The organism is Salinivibrio sp. KP-1 (genome assembly GCF_000968645.1).
Taxonomy (GTDB): Bacteria; Pseudomonadota; Gammaproteobacteria; order Enterobacterales; family Vibrionaceae; genus Salinivibrio; species Salinivibrio siamensis.
Map to the genome: position 1 here is coordinate 45,021 of NZ_LAQR01000037.1, position 14,692 is coordinate 59,712.

The window sequence follows — 14,692 nt, forward strand, 5'->3', positions numbered from 1 at the left end:
ACCATGAAGTCAGATGAACAACTTGGAATGCGGAAGTGGCGGAATTGGTAGACGCACCAGATTTAGGTTCTGGCGCCGCAAGGTGTGAGAGTTCAAGTCTCTCCTTCCGCACCATTATTTAAACATGTGGCATTTAGCGGCATGAAAATTGGGGTATCGCCAAGCGGTAAGGCAACGGGTTTTGATCTCGTCATTCCCAGGTTCGAATCCTGGTACCCCAGCCACTTTAGGTTGGCTACGTAGCTCAGTTGGTTAGAGCACATCACTCATAATGATGGGGTCACAGGTTCGAATCCCGTCGTAGCCACCATTATTCCGATTTGTTGCTAACGCAGTAAATCGCACCGATTTGCGGCGGTGGCGGAATTGGTAGACGCGCTAGCTTCAGGTGCTAGTGTCCGAAAGGACGTGAGGGTTCAAGTCCCTCCCCCCGCACCAAGACAATTGATACTCGGCCCGCCCGCCGATCTATCATACAAATTTGCGGAAGTGGCGGAATTGGTAGACGCACCAGATTTAGGTTCTGGCGCCGCAAGGTGTGAGAGTTCAAGTCTCTCCTTCCGCACCATATCAAGCCCATCAGCATTTGCTGGTGGGCTTTTTTCGTTATTGCCCTACGCTGAACCCTCCTCTTCTTTGTTTTGCCACACTTTTAGCCGCGTTATCTTGATCTTTGTTTTGTTTGCTCTACCATAAGTTTCGAATCGAAACTTTGGTTGTTATATGTCGAAACGAAATACCCAACAACGTCGCCATACCATCGTCAGTTTATTGACCGAGCAAGGCCAAGTGAGTGTTGATGCGCTCTCGCAACGCTTTGAAACCTCAGAAGTGACGATCCGTAAAGACTTGGCGGAGCTTGAGAAGAATGGCTTGTTACTGCGCCGTTATGGCGGTGCAGTCCCCGTGCCACAAGAAATGGTGTCGGAGCACGCGGTCAAGGTATCGAAACAAAAGCAAAGTATTGCCGATGCGGCCGCTGCGCGCATTCGTGACCATAACCGGATTGTGGTCGACAGTGGTACCACCACGGCCGCTTTGATCCCTTTACTGAATAAGAAGCGTGGTCTTGTGGTTATGACCAACTCGCTACAGGTCGCCAACGCGATACGTGAACTGGAACATGAGCCAACGCTATTGATGACTGGGGGGACCTGGGACACCCATTCTGAATCGTTTCAAGGCCAAGTGGCCGAACAAACCTTGCGAGCGTACGACTTTGATCAGCTTTTTGTCGGTGCCGATGGCATTGATGTGGCACGGGGTACCACGACCTTTAACGAAATGACGGGCCTGACGCGGGTGATGGCGGAGGTCGCACGAGAAGTGGTGGTGATGATTGAGTCGGAAAAAATTGGCCGTCGGATCCCCAATCTAGAGCTTGCGTGGTCAAGCATCGATACCCTGATCACCGACAGTTCGCTTGACGATGATCTTAAACACGCCATAGAACAAACCGGCATAGATGTGATCTGTGCTGACCAGTAATAAGACCAGTAAGGAAAGACTATGTGTGGAATTGTAGGGGCGGTCGCGCAGCGTGATGTCGCCGAGATTTTAGTAGAGGGGTTGCGTCGCCTTGAGTATCGCGGTTATGACTCGGCCGGGGTCGCGATCACTGATTCAGCAACCGGGCAGCTCACACGTGTGCGTCGTCTTGGTAAAGTGGCCGCGTTGTCAGATGCGGTGACCGAGACGAATCCTACCGGTGGTACCGGTATCGCACACACACGTTGGGCCACCCATGGCGAGCCCAGTGAAGTGAATGCCCACCCACATATGTCTGGCGAGACGATTGCAGTGGTACACAATGGCATTATTGAAAACCACCAAACGCTGCGTGAACAGCTGCAAGCGCGAGGCTATCAATTCCACTCACAAACCGATACTGAAGTGATTGCGCATTTGGTTGATTGGGAGCTTAAGCAAACCTCTGATTTACTTGAAGCATTCCAACGTACAGTCACCCAGCTCGAGGGCGCTTACGGTACTGTGGTGATGGATAAAACTCAGCCTGAGCGCTTGATTGCTGCGCGTTCGGGAAGCCCATTAGTGATTGGTTTGGGGATTGGCGAAAACTTTCTCGCCTCTGATCAGTTGGCGCTGCTCAATGTCACGCGTCGTTTCATCTATCTCGAAGAAGGCGATGTGGCCGATATCTCTCGCCGCGAGGTGACCATTTATAATCAAGAAGGCACACCGGTGGAACGTGAGGTGCATGAAGCCAGTGCTCAATACGATGCGGCGGATAAAGGCCAATATCGCCACTATATGCAAAAAGAGATTTATGAGCAGCCAACGGCACTCACCAATACCATGGAAGGCCGCTTGGGCAGCGATCATGTGATTGTCGAGGCAATTGGCAATGGGGCCAGTGATATCCTCGCCAAAGCGCAGCACATTCAAATTATCGCTTGTGGCACCTCGTATAATGCGGGCATGGTGGCGCGATATTGGTTTGAGTCGCTGGCAGGGGTCAGTTGTGATGTGGAGATTGCCTCGGAGTTTCGCTATCGCCAGTTTGTCACTCGTCCAAATAGCGTGCTGATCACCTTGTCACAGTCTGGCGAAACGGCCGATACGCTGGCGGCGCTGCGCTTAGCCAAGGAGCGTGGTTATATGGCGACTATGGCGATTTGTAACGTTGCGGGCTCCTCATTGGTACGAGAGTCGGATCTCGCCTTTATGACTAGAGCAGGGACAGAAATAGGCGTGGCATCGACCAAGGCCTTTACCACCCAGCTGTCTGCGCTGCTGATGCTGGTCACCGCGCTGGGCAAAATGCAAGGGTCGATTGGTCGTGATAAAGAACGTGAGATTGTCGATGCCTTGCATCACCTGCCTTCGAGTATCGAGCAGGCGCTGACCTTTGATAAGGCGATTGAGCAACTTGCCCAAGACTTTGCCGACAAGCATCATGCGCTATTTTTGGGACGTGGTGAATATTACCCGATTGCCGTTGAAGCCGCGCTCAAGCTAAAAGAGATCTCGTACATTCATGCGGAAGCCTATGCGGCGGGTGAGCTTAAACATGGCCCATTGGCGCTGATTGATGCGGATATGCCAGTGATTGTGATTGCCCCCAATAACGAGCTGCTGGAAAAGCTGAAATCAAACATTGAAGAAGTGCGTGCCCGCGGTGGCCAGCTCTATGTGTTTGCCGACCAAGATGCGGGGTTCACACCCGAGGAGGGAATGAATATTATCGCGATGCCGCATGCTGATGAGATTATCGCCCCCGTGTTCTACACGGTGCCGATGCAGCAATTGTCTTATCATGTAGCCTTAATCAAGGGCACTGACGTTGACCAGCCCCGAAACCTCGCCAAAGCGGTGACGGTTGAGTAATCCTGCCCAATAATCACCACGCTCTGACCAGGAGCGTGGTTGATCTTTTATCAATTACTGTCCTCTTTCTACAAAAATGCGATCTGCATAGGTTTTGTTGCAAAATGCAAATCATTTTGCATTTAATCTCAGGCATGGCGTCTGGAAAATTAAACAGAACGTCATTCTGTGTTTTAACTGATTGATATTTTTGATTTTTATAAGTGCCTAATAACTTGGCCTACATTGTGCATACTCAGGGTATAACGACTAACATCGACCAGTTATAGAGAGGAAGCAATGATTGACTCTAAAACCCAAGTAGCAAAACGCATCAAAGAAGCGCGTGAGTGGAAAGGCATCACCCAAGTAAAAATGGCTAAGTTGCTTAATGTGGCCCGCCAAACCTACTTGGATATCGAAAATGGCAAGACAGAGCCGCGTGTTCGTATGTTGTCCAACATTGCTGAGCTGACTGAGCGCCCATTGGTATGGTTTGTCTACGGTGACGAAGATGTCGAAATGCACGATGTTCAGTATAAGCAAGACGTGAATCGCCTGCTTGAGCATTTCTCTCGCTTACCGCACGAAGCCCGTACTGCGATCTTAAACCAAAGCGTGAACATGGCTTCGTTCTTGGTGAACTATTCTAAAGCGGCCCAGCGCGCATAAAAGTACTGCCTGCTCGACTAGATATGCGGGTAAGTGCTTGCTTACTGAGGTAGGCATCAAAAGCGTAGTGTCACACTATCGGTGTGCGCCACCATGATACGCCTGCCGAGCCATGCATAATGCAGGGTTGGTGTTGTGACGGGCTGTGTTTAATACAGCTCGGGTAGCAGAAATGAGGCATGAACCATGGTGATTTCGACCGCGCGCATGGCGCAACGGATCCGTGAAGCACGGGAATTTAGTAAAATAACCCAAGTAGACATGGCGAAGCGTTTGAATGTCGCGCGCCAGACCTATTTGGATATGGAGTCGGGGAAGACGGATCCGAAAATCCTCGCGCTGGTCATGATTGCCGATATTACCGGCCGTCCCTTTAATTGGTTCGTGCATGGCGAAACGGACGAGCGAGACATTGCGTTCTCTCACCGTGATGATTTAGCCGCATTGACGAGCTTGCTGAGTCAGCTCCCGCAAATGGCACGACAGACGGTGATGGATAACGCCCTATCGATCGCCGAATATGTGGTCACATTGGCCCCAGAGCCGCCAGACGAATAAACCAAGCCCGACATTAATGTCGGGCTTTTTGTTATGGGTTAATCGGTGGTTTTTGACAGGAAAAAACGGTAAGCCGGGTTCGATGTCTCATCTTTCCAGCCATATCCGAGCTCACGCAAATGGGCAGTAAAGGCGAGCAAGTCTTTGTCGCCAATTTCAAAGCCGCACAGTACGCGACCGTAGTCAGACCCATGGTTACGATAATTGAACAGGCTAATGTTCCAATGGGTGCCCAAGGTTTGCAAAAAGTGCAGCAATGCTCCCGGGTATTCAGGAAACTCAAAACTGTAAAGCCGTTCACTGAGGTTGGCCAATGGTCGACCACCAATCATATAGCGCACATGCACCTTAGCCATTTCATCATCGGACAAATCTTCGACCGGATAGCCGGCTTGGCGCAAATCGCGCAAGATATTGTCCAACTCTTCTTGCCCGCCGAGTAATCTGACACCGACGAAGATATTGGCGAGATGATCATCGCCATACCGATAATTGAATTCGGTGACGGCGCGATCGCCCAATATCTGACAAAAATTGAAAAAGGCACCGGTTTGCTCTGGGATGGTGACAGCCAGTAAGCCTTCACGTTTCTCACCCAGTTCCGCGCGCTCAGAGACGTAGCGCAGCGAATGGAAATTGGTATTGGCACCAGACAACACGGTCGCAAGCTGTTTATCTTTGAGTTGGTGTTTTTCCACGTATTGCTTCAGGCCGGCTAATGCCAAGGCGCCAGAGGGCTCGGAGATAGCCCGCGTGTCCTCAAAGATGTCTTGCACGGCCGCACAGATAGCGTCACTCGATACGGTGATGCTGTCATCTAAGTACTGCTGACAAAGCCGGAAAGACTCATCGCCTATGCGTTTCACTGCTACACCGTCGGCAAAGGTGCCCACGCGATCAAGGGTCACGGGGAAGCCAGCATCTAACGCCGCACGCAGACAGGCGGAGTCCTCCGCTTCTACCCCGATAACTTTGATGTTGGGCATCAGTTGTTTGATAAGGACGGCCACACCCGCAGCGATGCCCCCGCCTCCAACGGGCAGAAAAATATAATCGAGGTGACCATTTTGTTGCACAAGCTCCAAGCCAATAGTGCCTTGTCCGGCAATCACTTGGGGATGATCAAAAGGTGGCACAAAGGTGTAGCCATGTTCGTCGGCGAGCTGTTGTGCCATGCCTTTGGCTTCATCGAAATTATTGCCGTGCAGTACCACATGGCCGCCAAAGCCGCGTACCGCGTCGACCTTGATGGCTGGCGTTGTACGGGGCATGACGATGGTCGCCTTCACCCCAAGACGGCTACCTGATAAGGCAACGCCTTGTGCATGGTTACCCGCCGATGCCGCAATCACACCGGCTTTTTTTTGCGCCTCGGTGAGCTGTGCCATCATGTTATGCGCGCCGCGTAATTTAAACGAGTGGACGGGTTGGCGATCTTCACGCTTGAGCTGTACCTGATTATTGAAGCGCTTAGATAAGCGCTTCATGGTTTGAAGAGGCGAGGTAATCGCCACTTCATAAACAGGCGCGCGCAAGATATCCCTGAGGTAATCAGCACCGTCCATCGGTTGTGCAGTTGAGGGTTGCGCCTGTTGCATGCTTATTCCTCCAATTTACTACGATCGCGCACCGCACCTTTATCGGCGCTGGTGGCGAGGCTGGCATAGGCTTTTAACGCGTAAGACACCTGACGTTGGCGGTCTTTGGGTTTCCAACCGCGAGCGTTCACGTCTGCGCGGCGGGTGGCCAGTGTCGCTTCGTCCACCAGCAGACTGATTTCGCGGGTGGGGATATCAATACGAATACGATCACCGTTTTCCACTAACGCGATGGTGCCGCCGTTCGCTGCCTCGGGAGACACATGACCAATGGATAGCCCAGAGGTACCGCCAGAGAAGCGCCCATCGGTGAGCAGCGCGCAGGATTTGCCCAATCCCATCGATTTTAAGTAGGTGGTGGGATAGAGCATTTCTTGCATGCCTGGTCCCCCTTTCGGCCCTTCGTAACGGATCACCACCACATCACCGGCTTTGACTTCACCACCGAGGATGGCTTCCACCGCGTGGTCTTGACTTTCAAACACCACAGCTGGCCCCTCGAAGGTCAGAATACTTTCATCGACCCCAGCGGTTTTGACGATACAGCCATTGAGCGCGATGTTGCCTTGTAGCACGGCTAAGCCACCATCTTGGCTAAAGGCATGTTCATGGGCGCGGATACAGCCTGATTGGCGATCATCATCCAGGGTGTCCCAGCGACAGTTTTGCGAGAAGGCTTGGGTGGTACGAATGCCCGCTGGCCCGGCGCGATAGAAGGCTTTAATCGCTTCATCATCGGTTTGTACAATGTCATATTGCGCCAGTTGTTCTTTGAGGCTCATGCCCAGTACGGTTTGTTGCTCGACGTTGAGCAGGTTAGCGCGCTGAAGCTCACCGAGGATCCCCATCACCCCGCCAGCACGGTGCACATCTTCCATGTGATATTGCTGCGTCGATGGTGCCACTTTGCAAAGGTGAGGCACTTGGCGTGACATCCGATCAATATCATCCATATCGAAATGGACGTCGCCTTCTTGTGCAGCTGCCAGTAGGTGCAAGACTGTATTGGTAGAACCACCCATGGCAATATCCAGCGCCATCGCGTTTTCAAACGAGGCGCGGTTGGCGATATTACGCGGCAGGATGCTGTCATCGTCTTGCTCATAATAGCGCTTAGTCAGCGCAACAATCCGTTTACCGGCGTTGATGAATAGCTGCTCACGGTCAGCATGGGTGGCGAGCATCGACCCATTACCTGGCTGACTCAGCCCCAGCGCTTCGGTGAGACAGTTCATCGAGTTGGCGGTAAACATGCCAGAGCACGAACCACAAGTGGGACACGCGGAGCGCTCAATTTGCTCGCTTTGTTCATCGGACACATCTGGGTTGGCACCTTGCATCATGGCATCGACCAGATCGAGTTTTAGGATCTGATCGGACAGCTTGGTTTTGCCGGCCTCCATTGGGCCACCGGAGACAAAAATCACCGGGACATTGAGGCGCATCGAGGCCATCAACATGCCCGGGGTGATTTTGTCACAGTTAGAAATACAGACCATGGCATCGGCACAATGGGCATTGACCATATACTCGACCGAGTCTGCGATAATCCCACGGGAAGGCAGTGAGTACAGCATGCCGCCATGACCCATGGCGATACCATCATCGACAGCGATGGTATTGAACTCTTTGGCGATGCCGCCTGCTTTTTCGATTTCCTTGGCGACCAGCTGACCCATGTCTTTGAGATGGACATGGCCTGGCACAAACTGGGTAAATGAGTTGACGACGGCGATAATCGGTTTGCCGAAATCATCATCTTTTACGCCGGTAGCGCGCCACAATGCACGCGCGCCAGCCATGTTGCGACCGTGGGTAGTAGTTTTGGAACGATAGGTTGGCATATTACGACTCCTTTGCCTTATGCGTTCTGGTCTGGGTAAACCGGGTCAAGCCAGCCCCATTTGTCTTCGGTGGTACCATCAAACAAGCCAAAGAAGGCTTGCTGTAGTGAGGCGGTGATCGGGCCACGTTGACCCTCACCGACGGTGATCTGATCGACGCTACGCACAGGCACAATTTCTGCCGCGGTACCGGTCATAAAGACTTCATCGGCCAGGTACAGTGCTTCACGCGCAATCGGCTCTTCGCAAATGGTGAGTCCTTTCTCTTTCGCCAGCGTGATGATGGCGTCACGCGTGAGCCCCGGTAAAATGGCGCTGGTCGCCGGGGGGGTGCTAATCACGCCGTTTTTAATAATAAAGAGGTTTTCACCGGCCCCCTCGGACAGGTAGCCGCGGACATCCAAGGCAATGCCTTCGGCATAGCCATGACGACGGGCTTCACCACCTACCAACAGAGAAGATAAGTAGTTCCCGCCGGCTTTGGCCGCAGTCGGAATGGTATTGGGTGCCGCTCGGTTCCAGCTCGACACCATGGCATCCACCCCTTGGGCGAGCGCTTCTTCCCCTAAGTAGCTCCCCCAGCTAAAGGCGGCGATGATGATATCCATTTGTGTATCAGGTGGCGGGCAGACCCCTAAGCCTACATTGCCCACAAAGCCAAGCGGGCGAATGTAGGCAGAGCGTAGCTGATTGACGCGCAAAGTTTCACGGCACGCTTCCATGAGTGCATCGACGCTGTAGGGGATCGGAAAACGGTAAATTTTGGCAGAATCTTTTAAGCGCTGCATGTGCTCGCGATGGCGAAACACCACTGGGCCGTTCGGTGTGTCATAGCAGCGGATCCCTTCAAACACTGAGGTGCCGTAGTGCATGGCGTGCGTGAGTACGTGCACGGTGGCATCCTGCCAAGCGATCATTTCACCGTTAGACCAAATGTAATCAGCGGTATTTGTCGACATTCTTTTCTTCCTTTTTGGTTATGCGCGTAGGGATTGTTGCTGGGATGAGGACATCATGACCTCAGCCACATCCCATAGCTTAGTCAGTTGTGGTCGCAAGGTCTCGATCGCTCTTTGGCTTTCGACGGTGACATCAAAAATGACGTGGCCGTTGTCCGCGGGCAAAGACATGTTGAACTGGCAAACCGTAAAACCGCGATGACGGATCACACGCAAAACACGCTCGAGCAGTTCAGGGCTGTGGGTCGCATGAATAGAAAACTGGTGTTGCATCATAAGTCTTGCTCCATCATTTGTTGGTTTGCCGCGCCGGGTGGTACCAGCGGCCATACATTTTCCATTTCATCAATGGCAACATGCAGCAAATAAGGACCTTGATGTGTCATCAAGGTGTTGAGTGCGTCCTCGACCTCATCTTTACGCTGGATACTGTGCCCAGGAATATCAAAGGCGCGCGCCAGGGTGAGAAAATCCGGGTTATCAGACAGGTCGGTTTCACTATAGCGTTGCTCGAAAAACAATTGTTGCCATTGACGCACCATGCCCAAACGCTGGTTATCTAGCAGGATGATTTTTACCCCGATGCCGCGACGCTTGAGCGTACCGAGCTCTTGGACGTTCATCATGAATGAGCCATCTCCGGACACCAGTACCACTTCATCCTCGGGACGGGCTACTTTGGCGCCCATTGCGGCAGGCAAGCCAAATCCCATGGTGCCTAGCCCCGCCGAGGTCAGCAGGTTCTCGGGTTGAGAGGGACGAACATGTTGCGCGACCCACATTTGATGTTGGCCCACATCGGTGGCAACGACTGTGCTTGCGGACATGCTATCGGACAAGCTTTTGAGCAAGGCGGGTGCATAGATGGCCTCGCCAGGGTGGTCGTAGCGCCACGCGTGCGAGGTCTGCCATTCGGTAATTTGTTCCCGCCATGCCGGTGACGTGTCAGGGCATGCGAGTGCAGGGAGTACTTGATTGAGTGGGGCGCAAACCGGTGCTTGCGCGCGGCGCAGTTTGTTGATTTCGGCCGCATCAATATCAAGGTGCACCACGTTGGCATGAGGGGCGAAGGTATCGAGCTTGCCGGTCACCCGGTCATCGAAACGTGCGCCAACCACAATCAGTAAGTCGGACGCCTGCACCGCGAGGTTCGCCGCTTTGGTGCCATGCATACCGAGCATCCCAAGGTAATGCGGATAGTTTGATTCAACCGTGCCCAAGCCTTTTAGTGTGCTGACCACTGGGAGCTGACTGCGTGCCAAGTAATCGCGTAACGCCTCGGTGGCTTTACCCAATACCACACCGCCACCGAGGTAAACCATAGGTCGCTCACTGGTACGAATAAGCGCATTGGCCTTTTCGAGTGCTTGGCTATCGACAGGGGCAGTATGTGAAACATGAACCTGAGCCTCAGTGTTTGGGATCAGTGCTTGTTGCACATCTTTAGCGATATCCACCAATACCGGGCCAGGACGGCCTGATTGTGCTATTTCGAATGCCTGCGCTAAAGTCGTCGTAAGCTCGGCCGGATCGGTGACCAGAAAACTGTGTTTGGTGCAGGCGAGAGATAAGCCGAGGACATCAATCTCTTGGAACGCATCCGTCCCTATTAGTGGGCTGGCGACCTGGCCGGTGATCGCGACTACGGACACCGAGTCCATCATCGCATCGGCAAGCCCGGTGACTAAGTTAGTGGCGCCCGGTCCCGATGTCGCCAGGCAGACGCCAGGACGGCCACTGGCGCGGGCATACCCGATGGCGGCCATCGCTGCCCCTTGTTCGTGGCGACATAAAATATGTTCAACCCCACCATCATAGAGGGCATCATACACAGGCATGATGGCGCCGCCTGGATACCCAAATACGGTTTCAACGCCTTGCTTACGTAAGGCTTCCACAACCCATTGTGCACCTGTCATCCTTGTCCCTCCCCGTATGAACGGGGAGGGCAGGCGGGCGAATGATCTGTCTCTGCGCTCTCCATCATTGTTGCTTCCGTTGTCGCGTGGCGTCGCCACATGAATGAAAAAAGCCCCCGAACCTGTTGGTTGCGGGGGCTTGGTTGCGATGTTGCTGCTGTATTTCGCGTACCTAAACCCCTCGCGGAATAATGACCACGATGAGGCGAATAATTAGGACGATAGCGAAGTTAAGCATTTGTCTGTCTTTTCTTGTCGTTAGCCCATTTTATGGGTTTTTTGTTAATTGTGTTTTTGTTTACGCCTGCTTGTTACAGGTCAGTCACGAACCCGATCTGTCGCCGAGTCTCGTGTTTAATTGTTGTGCATTTGTAGTGGTATCACAGACCTCACTCGCATGACAAGAAAAAAATACTCTTAATCATAAATTGGCTCGGCACTATAAGAGTCGGGTTTCATAGTGGTTAACAAGGGTAACGCGGAGAGAAAATGGCATTAGCGATAGTGCACAGTCGAGCCTGTGTGGGCGTGCAAGCACCGAATGTGACTGTAGAAGTACACATATCTAACGGTTTACCTGGGTTTGCGCTGGTGGGGCTGCCTGAAACCACGGTGAAAGAAGCGCGGGACAGGGTGAGAAGTGCAATTGTGACGTCGAACTTTGAGTTCCCATCACGCCGGATCACCGTTAACCTTGCACCGGCTGACTTACCCAAAGAAGGTGGACGGTTTGATTTGCCGATAGCGCTCGGGATCTTGGTTGCATCTGGGCAGCTGCCGGAAAAGCGGCTCAACGAATTCGAGTTTTTGGGAGAGTTGGCTTTGTCCGGACAGCTACGGCCGGTTAAAGGGGCCTTGCCCGCCGCGCTTGCCTGTCAAAAAGCGCAGCGCGCACTGGTGGTGCCAGATGATAACGCCAGCCAGGTGGCATTGGTGGATAATGAGCGCCATGTGTCAGCGCCTGATCTGATTGCGGTGGCGCAGCACCTCATTGGTCAACAAAATCTCGGTTTGAATGCGACACAGGTAGAAGCCCCCGAACCTCCCTCAACACGGTGTTTGCGTGACATTATTGGCCAACAACAAGGAAAACGCGCGCTAGAGATCGCCGCCAGTGGTTCACATAATCTGCTTTTTGTTGGCCCGCCCGGAACCGGAAAAACCATGCTAGCCTCGCGGTTGTGTGATTTGCTCCCGCCTATGAATGATGAAGAGGCATTAGCGTCAGCCGCGGTCACGTCGTTGACCCAGCAACCTTTGCATGAAGGAAACTGGCGTCGGCGCCCGTTTCGTAGTCCACACCACTCAAGCTCGATGGCGGCATTGGTTGGGGGTGGCACCGTTCCGCGCCCGGGAGAGATCTCTTTGTCTCACCATGGGGTGCTGTTTCTCGATGAGATGCCAGAGTTCGAGCGCCGGGTGCTTGATGCCCTGCGTGAGCCGCTAGAGTCGGGGGAGATTATTATCTCCCGCGCCAATGGCAAAACCCGCTTTCCCGCACGCTTTCAGCTGATAGGCGCATTAAACCCCAGTCCCACAGGCCATCATGAAGGAGAGCTCGCGCGCTCAAACCCACAGCAAATCTTGCGCTATCTAGCCCGTTTGTCTGGGCCATTATTGGACAGGTTTGATATGTCGATTGATATTCCGGCACTGCCAAGAGGGAGCCTCTCCAGTGGTGGTGAGCGCGGTGAGTCAACGGTCGTGGTAAAAGCCCGAGTTGAAGCGGCGCGAGCCAGGATGTTGGCGCGTCAAGGTAAGGTTAATGCGTTGCTGAGCAATCGAGAAATGGAACAACATTGCCAACTGGCTCAAACCGATGCCGCTTTTTTAGAACAAGCCCTGCATCGTTTGGGACTGTCTGTGCGGGCATACCATAGGATCATTAAAGTGGCGAGAACCATTGCCGATTTGGCCGATGTTGACACCATCCAGCGTCCTCACCTTGCTGAGGCGCTGGGGTATCGGGCGATGGATGGCTTATTACGCCACCTCAACGCCCAAGTCAGCTAATTACTTTTGGGTAAGCAAGAAGTTGATCAACTGAAAGTATTCTTCGGGGGTTTCCACGGTTTTCGGTGTGACATGATACTTGCCATTGACGACCACGGCAGGCACGCCGCGCAGGCCCGCTTTTTCGAACGATTGGTCAAAGCGCTTCGCCATTGAGTTGGCCGCAAAGCTGTTGTAAGCACCATCAAACTCTTGGCCATCAATGCCGTTATCAACGAACAGTTGGCGCACCTCGGCCAATGATTTGGGTGGGTTTTGCGCCACGTGAATGCGATCGAACATCACTGGAATAATGGTGTCTTGTGCATTCAGTACCACGGCGGTTGCGTATGCACGGGTTAGGACACTGCCCATATCCCCGCCCATAAAGGAGACGTGATTTTTCACCACTTTGGCGTTGTCAGGCACCTGCTGTTTGAGCTGTTGAACCAGTGGCTCAAATTGATAGCAGTGAGGACAGTAGAAGGAGAAAAACTCAGTGACTGTGGGCGTATCCGTCGCTGGCGTGTCCAGCACTTGGTAGTCTTCCCCTGCCTTAAAGCGTCCCGGCTTAGCGTCAGCCACTTCCATAGGCGCGGTGGATTCAGACTGCGTTTGGGTAGACTCTGCCGTTTGCGTGGTTTGTGATGACGTTTGTGTCACGCTCTCAGGCTCAGAGCAGGCGGTTAAGCCGAGGATGAGTAGCACAGGAAACAGTTTCTTTAACATGATTGAATGACTCTCCGTTATCGATTGAGCGCTTACGGGTACAGCGTAAGCGGTGGCGCTTCTAAGGTGGCAAGTTGTTCTTTAAATGCAAGTACCTGACCTTCCCAGTATTTTGCATCAGCAAACCAAGGGAATGCACGTGGAAATGCCGGGTCTTGCCAGCGTTTTGCTAGCCACGCCATATAGTGCACCATTCTCAGACCACGCAACGGCTCGATCAGTTGCAATTGATCGGCGGGAAATTCACGAAATTCGCGATAACCTTCTGCCAAGGTATCGAGTTGGGCGAGCTGATCGGCACGACTGCCGTTTAAAAACAGCCACAAGTCTTGAATCGCAGGGCCGTTACGCGTGTCGTCAAAATCCACAAACAGTGGACCGTCGCGCCACAGAATGTTGCTGGGGTGACAGTCGCCGTGCAAGCGGATCGCCGGCCAATTTGTATGCCAGCGAGCGGCAATGGCGTCAATTAAGCGGTCAAGATCAGAGAAAAAGGTTGCCTGAATGCCTTCTGGGATCAGATTTGCCTCATTTAACACCTGACGAGGTTGATAAAGATGACTGTCGAGATCAAACTTTGCCCGTTGTTGGAAGGGGGTCGCCGCGCCCACTTGGTGTAGGCGGCCGAGGTAACGGCCGACCGCCTCAAGTTGATCCCAATTATCCACTTCAAAACCCCGGCCGCCGACACTGGGAAATAACGCAAAGCGAAACCCCTCGGCGGTAAAAAGGCTTGTACCGTCGCGGTAGATTGGGGCTACCACGGGAATATCGGCCTGGGCGAGCTCATGACAGAATGCGTGCTCTTCGATAATTTGCGCGTTAGACCATCGCCCAGGACGGTAAAACTTCACCACATAGCGCTGGCCATCATCAGCGACAAATTGGGCAACACGGTTTTCATAGCTGTTCAGCGCAAGCAAGCCTGATTGAGGATAGATCCCCACCGACTCAATCGCATTTAACTGAACATCTGGCGTTAGTGTATGAAAGTCAAAGCCATGGTCAGTCATGAGCATTCCGTTTGTGTGGCAAAACGCCATGGTAACAAATAAAAAGGGCGCTGCCTGCGCCCTTTCATTGTGGATTAAAAT

At 53.0% G+C, this 14,692-nt stretch carries 12 protein-coding genes and 5 tRNA genes; 10 read left to right on the forward strand and 7 right to left on the reverse strand.

Going from position 1 to position 14,692, the window contains the following annotated elements; genetic code table 11:
• Window positions 1-29 precede the first annotated feature (29 nt).
• From WN56_RS10005 to WN56_RS10045, 9 genes are all read left to right on the forward strand, one after another.
• Window positions 30-114, forward strand: a tRNA-Leu gene (locus WN56_RS10005).
• Window positions 115-149: 35 nt separating this feature from the next.
• Window positions 150-224, forward strand: a tRNA-Gln gene (locus tag WN56_RS10010).
• 9 nt (window positions 225-233) lie between these two features.
• Window positions 234-310: transfer RNA gene (locus WN56_RS10015), tRNA-Met, on the forward strand.
• A gap of 41 nt (window positions 311-351) precedes the next feature.
• Window positions 352-438: transfer RNA gene (locus tag WN56_RS10020), tRNA-Leu, on the forward strand.
• 45 nt (window positions 439-483) lie between these two features.
• A tRNA-Leu gene (locus tag WN56_RS10025) sits at window positions 484-568 on the forward strand.
• Between the two features lie 155 nt (window positions 569-723).
• Window positions 724-1,488 (forward strand): DeoR/GlpR family DNA-binding transcription regulator, encoded by a 765-nt coding sequence (locus tag WN56_RS10030; protein ID WP_046074866.1) that lies wholly within the window; start codon window positions 724-726, stop codon window positions 1,486-1,488.
• A gap of 21 nt (window positions 1,489-1,509) precedes the next feature.
• A complete protein-coding gene (glmS, locus tag WN56_RS10035; protein WP_046074867.1) occupies window positions 1,510-3,348 on the forward strand; it encodes a glutamine--fructose-6-phosphate transaminase (isomerizing) in 1,839 nt (612 codons plus the stop codon).
• 279 nt (window positions 3,349-3,627) lie between these two features.
• Window positions 3,628-3,999: a helix-turn-helix transcriptional regulator gene (locus WN56_RS10040; protein ID WP_021022741.1), complete on the forward strand. Its 372-nt coding sequence runs from the start codon at window positions 3,628-3,630 to the stop codon at window positions 3,997-3,999.
• Between the two features lie 186 nt (window positions 4,000-4,185).
• A complete protein-coding gene (locus WN56_RS10045; protein ID WP_046074868.1) occupies window positions 4,186-4,557 on the forward strand; it encodes a helix-turn-helix transcriptional regulator in 372 nt (123 codons plus the stop codon).
• A gap of 38 nt (window positions 4,558-4,595) precedes the next feature.
• On the opposite strand, the gene ilvA is transcribed toward WN56_RS10045, so the two are convergent.
• The 5 genes from ilvA to ilvG are packed head-to-tail and all read right to left on the reverse strand — an operon-like array spanning window position 4,596 to window position 10,877.
• Window positions 4,596-6,155, reverse strand: coding sequence for a threonine ammonia-lyase, biosynthetic (gene ilvA, locus WN56_RS10050; RefSeq protein ID WP_046074869.1), 1,560 nt, complete (start codon window positions 6,153-6,155; stop codon window positions 4,596-4,598).
• A gap of 2 nt (window positions 6,156-6,157) precedes the next feature.
• Complete coding sequence (ilvD, locus tag WN56_RS10055; protein ID WP_046074870.1) at window positions 6,158-7,999, reverse strand: dihydroxy-acid dehydratase; 1,842 nt, start codon at window positions 7,997-7,999, stop codon at window positions 6,158-6,160.
• A gap of 17 nt (window positions 8,000-8,016) precedes the next feature.
• Entirely contained in the window at window positions 8,017-8,958 is a 942-nt protein-coding gene (gene ilvE / locus WN56_RS10060) for a branched-chain-amino-acid transaminase (protein ID WP_046074871.1), read from the reverse strand.
• An 18-nt stretch (window positions 8,959-8,976) separates the two neighbouring features.
• The gene (gene ilvM, locus WN56_RS10065) at window positions 8,977-9,234 is read right to left on the reverse strand and encodes an acetolactate synthase 2 small subunit (protein WP_046074872.1); all 258 of its coding nucleotides are present in this window, start codon (window positions 9,232-9,234) and stop codon (window positions 8,977-8,979) included.
• Window positions 9,231-10,877 carry an acetolactate synthase 2 catalytic subunit gene (gene ilvG, locus WN56_RS10070; RefSeq protein WP_046074873.1) on the reverse strand — a complete coding sequence of 549 codons (1,647 nt, stop codon included), beginning with the start codon at window positions 10,875-10,877 and terminating at the stop codon, window positions 9,231-9,233. The genes ilvM and ilvG overlap by 4 nt, the downstream gene beginning before the upstream one ends.
• 489 nt (window positions 10,878-11,366) lie before the next feature.
• On the opposite strand from ilvG, the gene WN56_RS10075 reads away from it, so the two are divergent.
• Window positions 11,367-12,890 carry a YifB family Mg chelatase-like AAA ATPase gene (locus WN56_RS10075; protein ID WP_046074874.1) on the forward strand — a complete coding sequence of 508 codons (1,524 nt, stop codon included), beginning with the start codon at window positions 11,367-11,369 and terminating at the stop codon, window positions 12,888-12,890.
• On the opposite strand, the gene WN56_RS10080 is transcribed toward WN56_RS10075, so the two are convergent.
• A complete protein-coding gene (locus WN56_RS10080) occupies window positions 12,891-13,460 on the reverse strand; it encodes a thiol:disulfide interchange protein DsbA/DsbL (RefSeq protein ID WP_046074896.1) in 570 nt (189 codons plus the stop codon).
• A gap of 170 nt (window positions 13,461-13,630) precedes the next feature.
• Window positions 13,631-14,611, reverse strand: coding sequence for a serine/threonine protein kinase (locus WN56_RS10085; RefSeq protein WP_046074875.1), 981 nt, complete (start codon window positions 14,609-14,611; stop codon window positions 13,631-13,633).
• Between the last annotated feature and the right edge of the window lie 81 nt (window positions 14,612-14,692).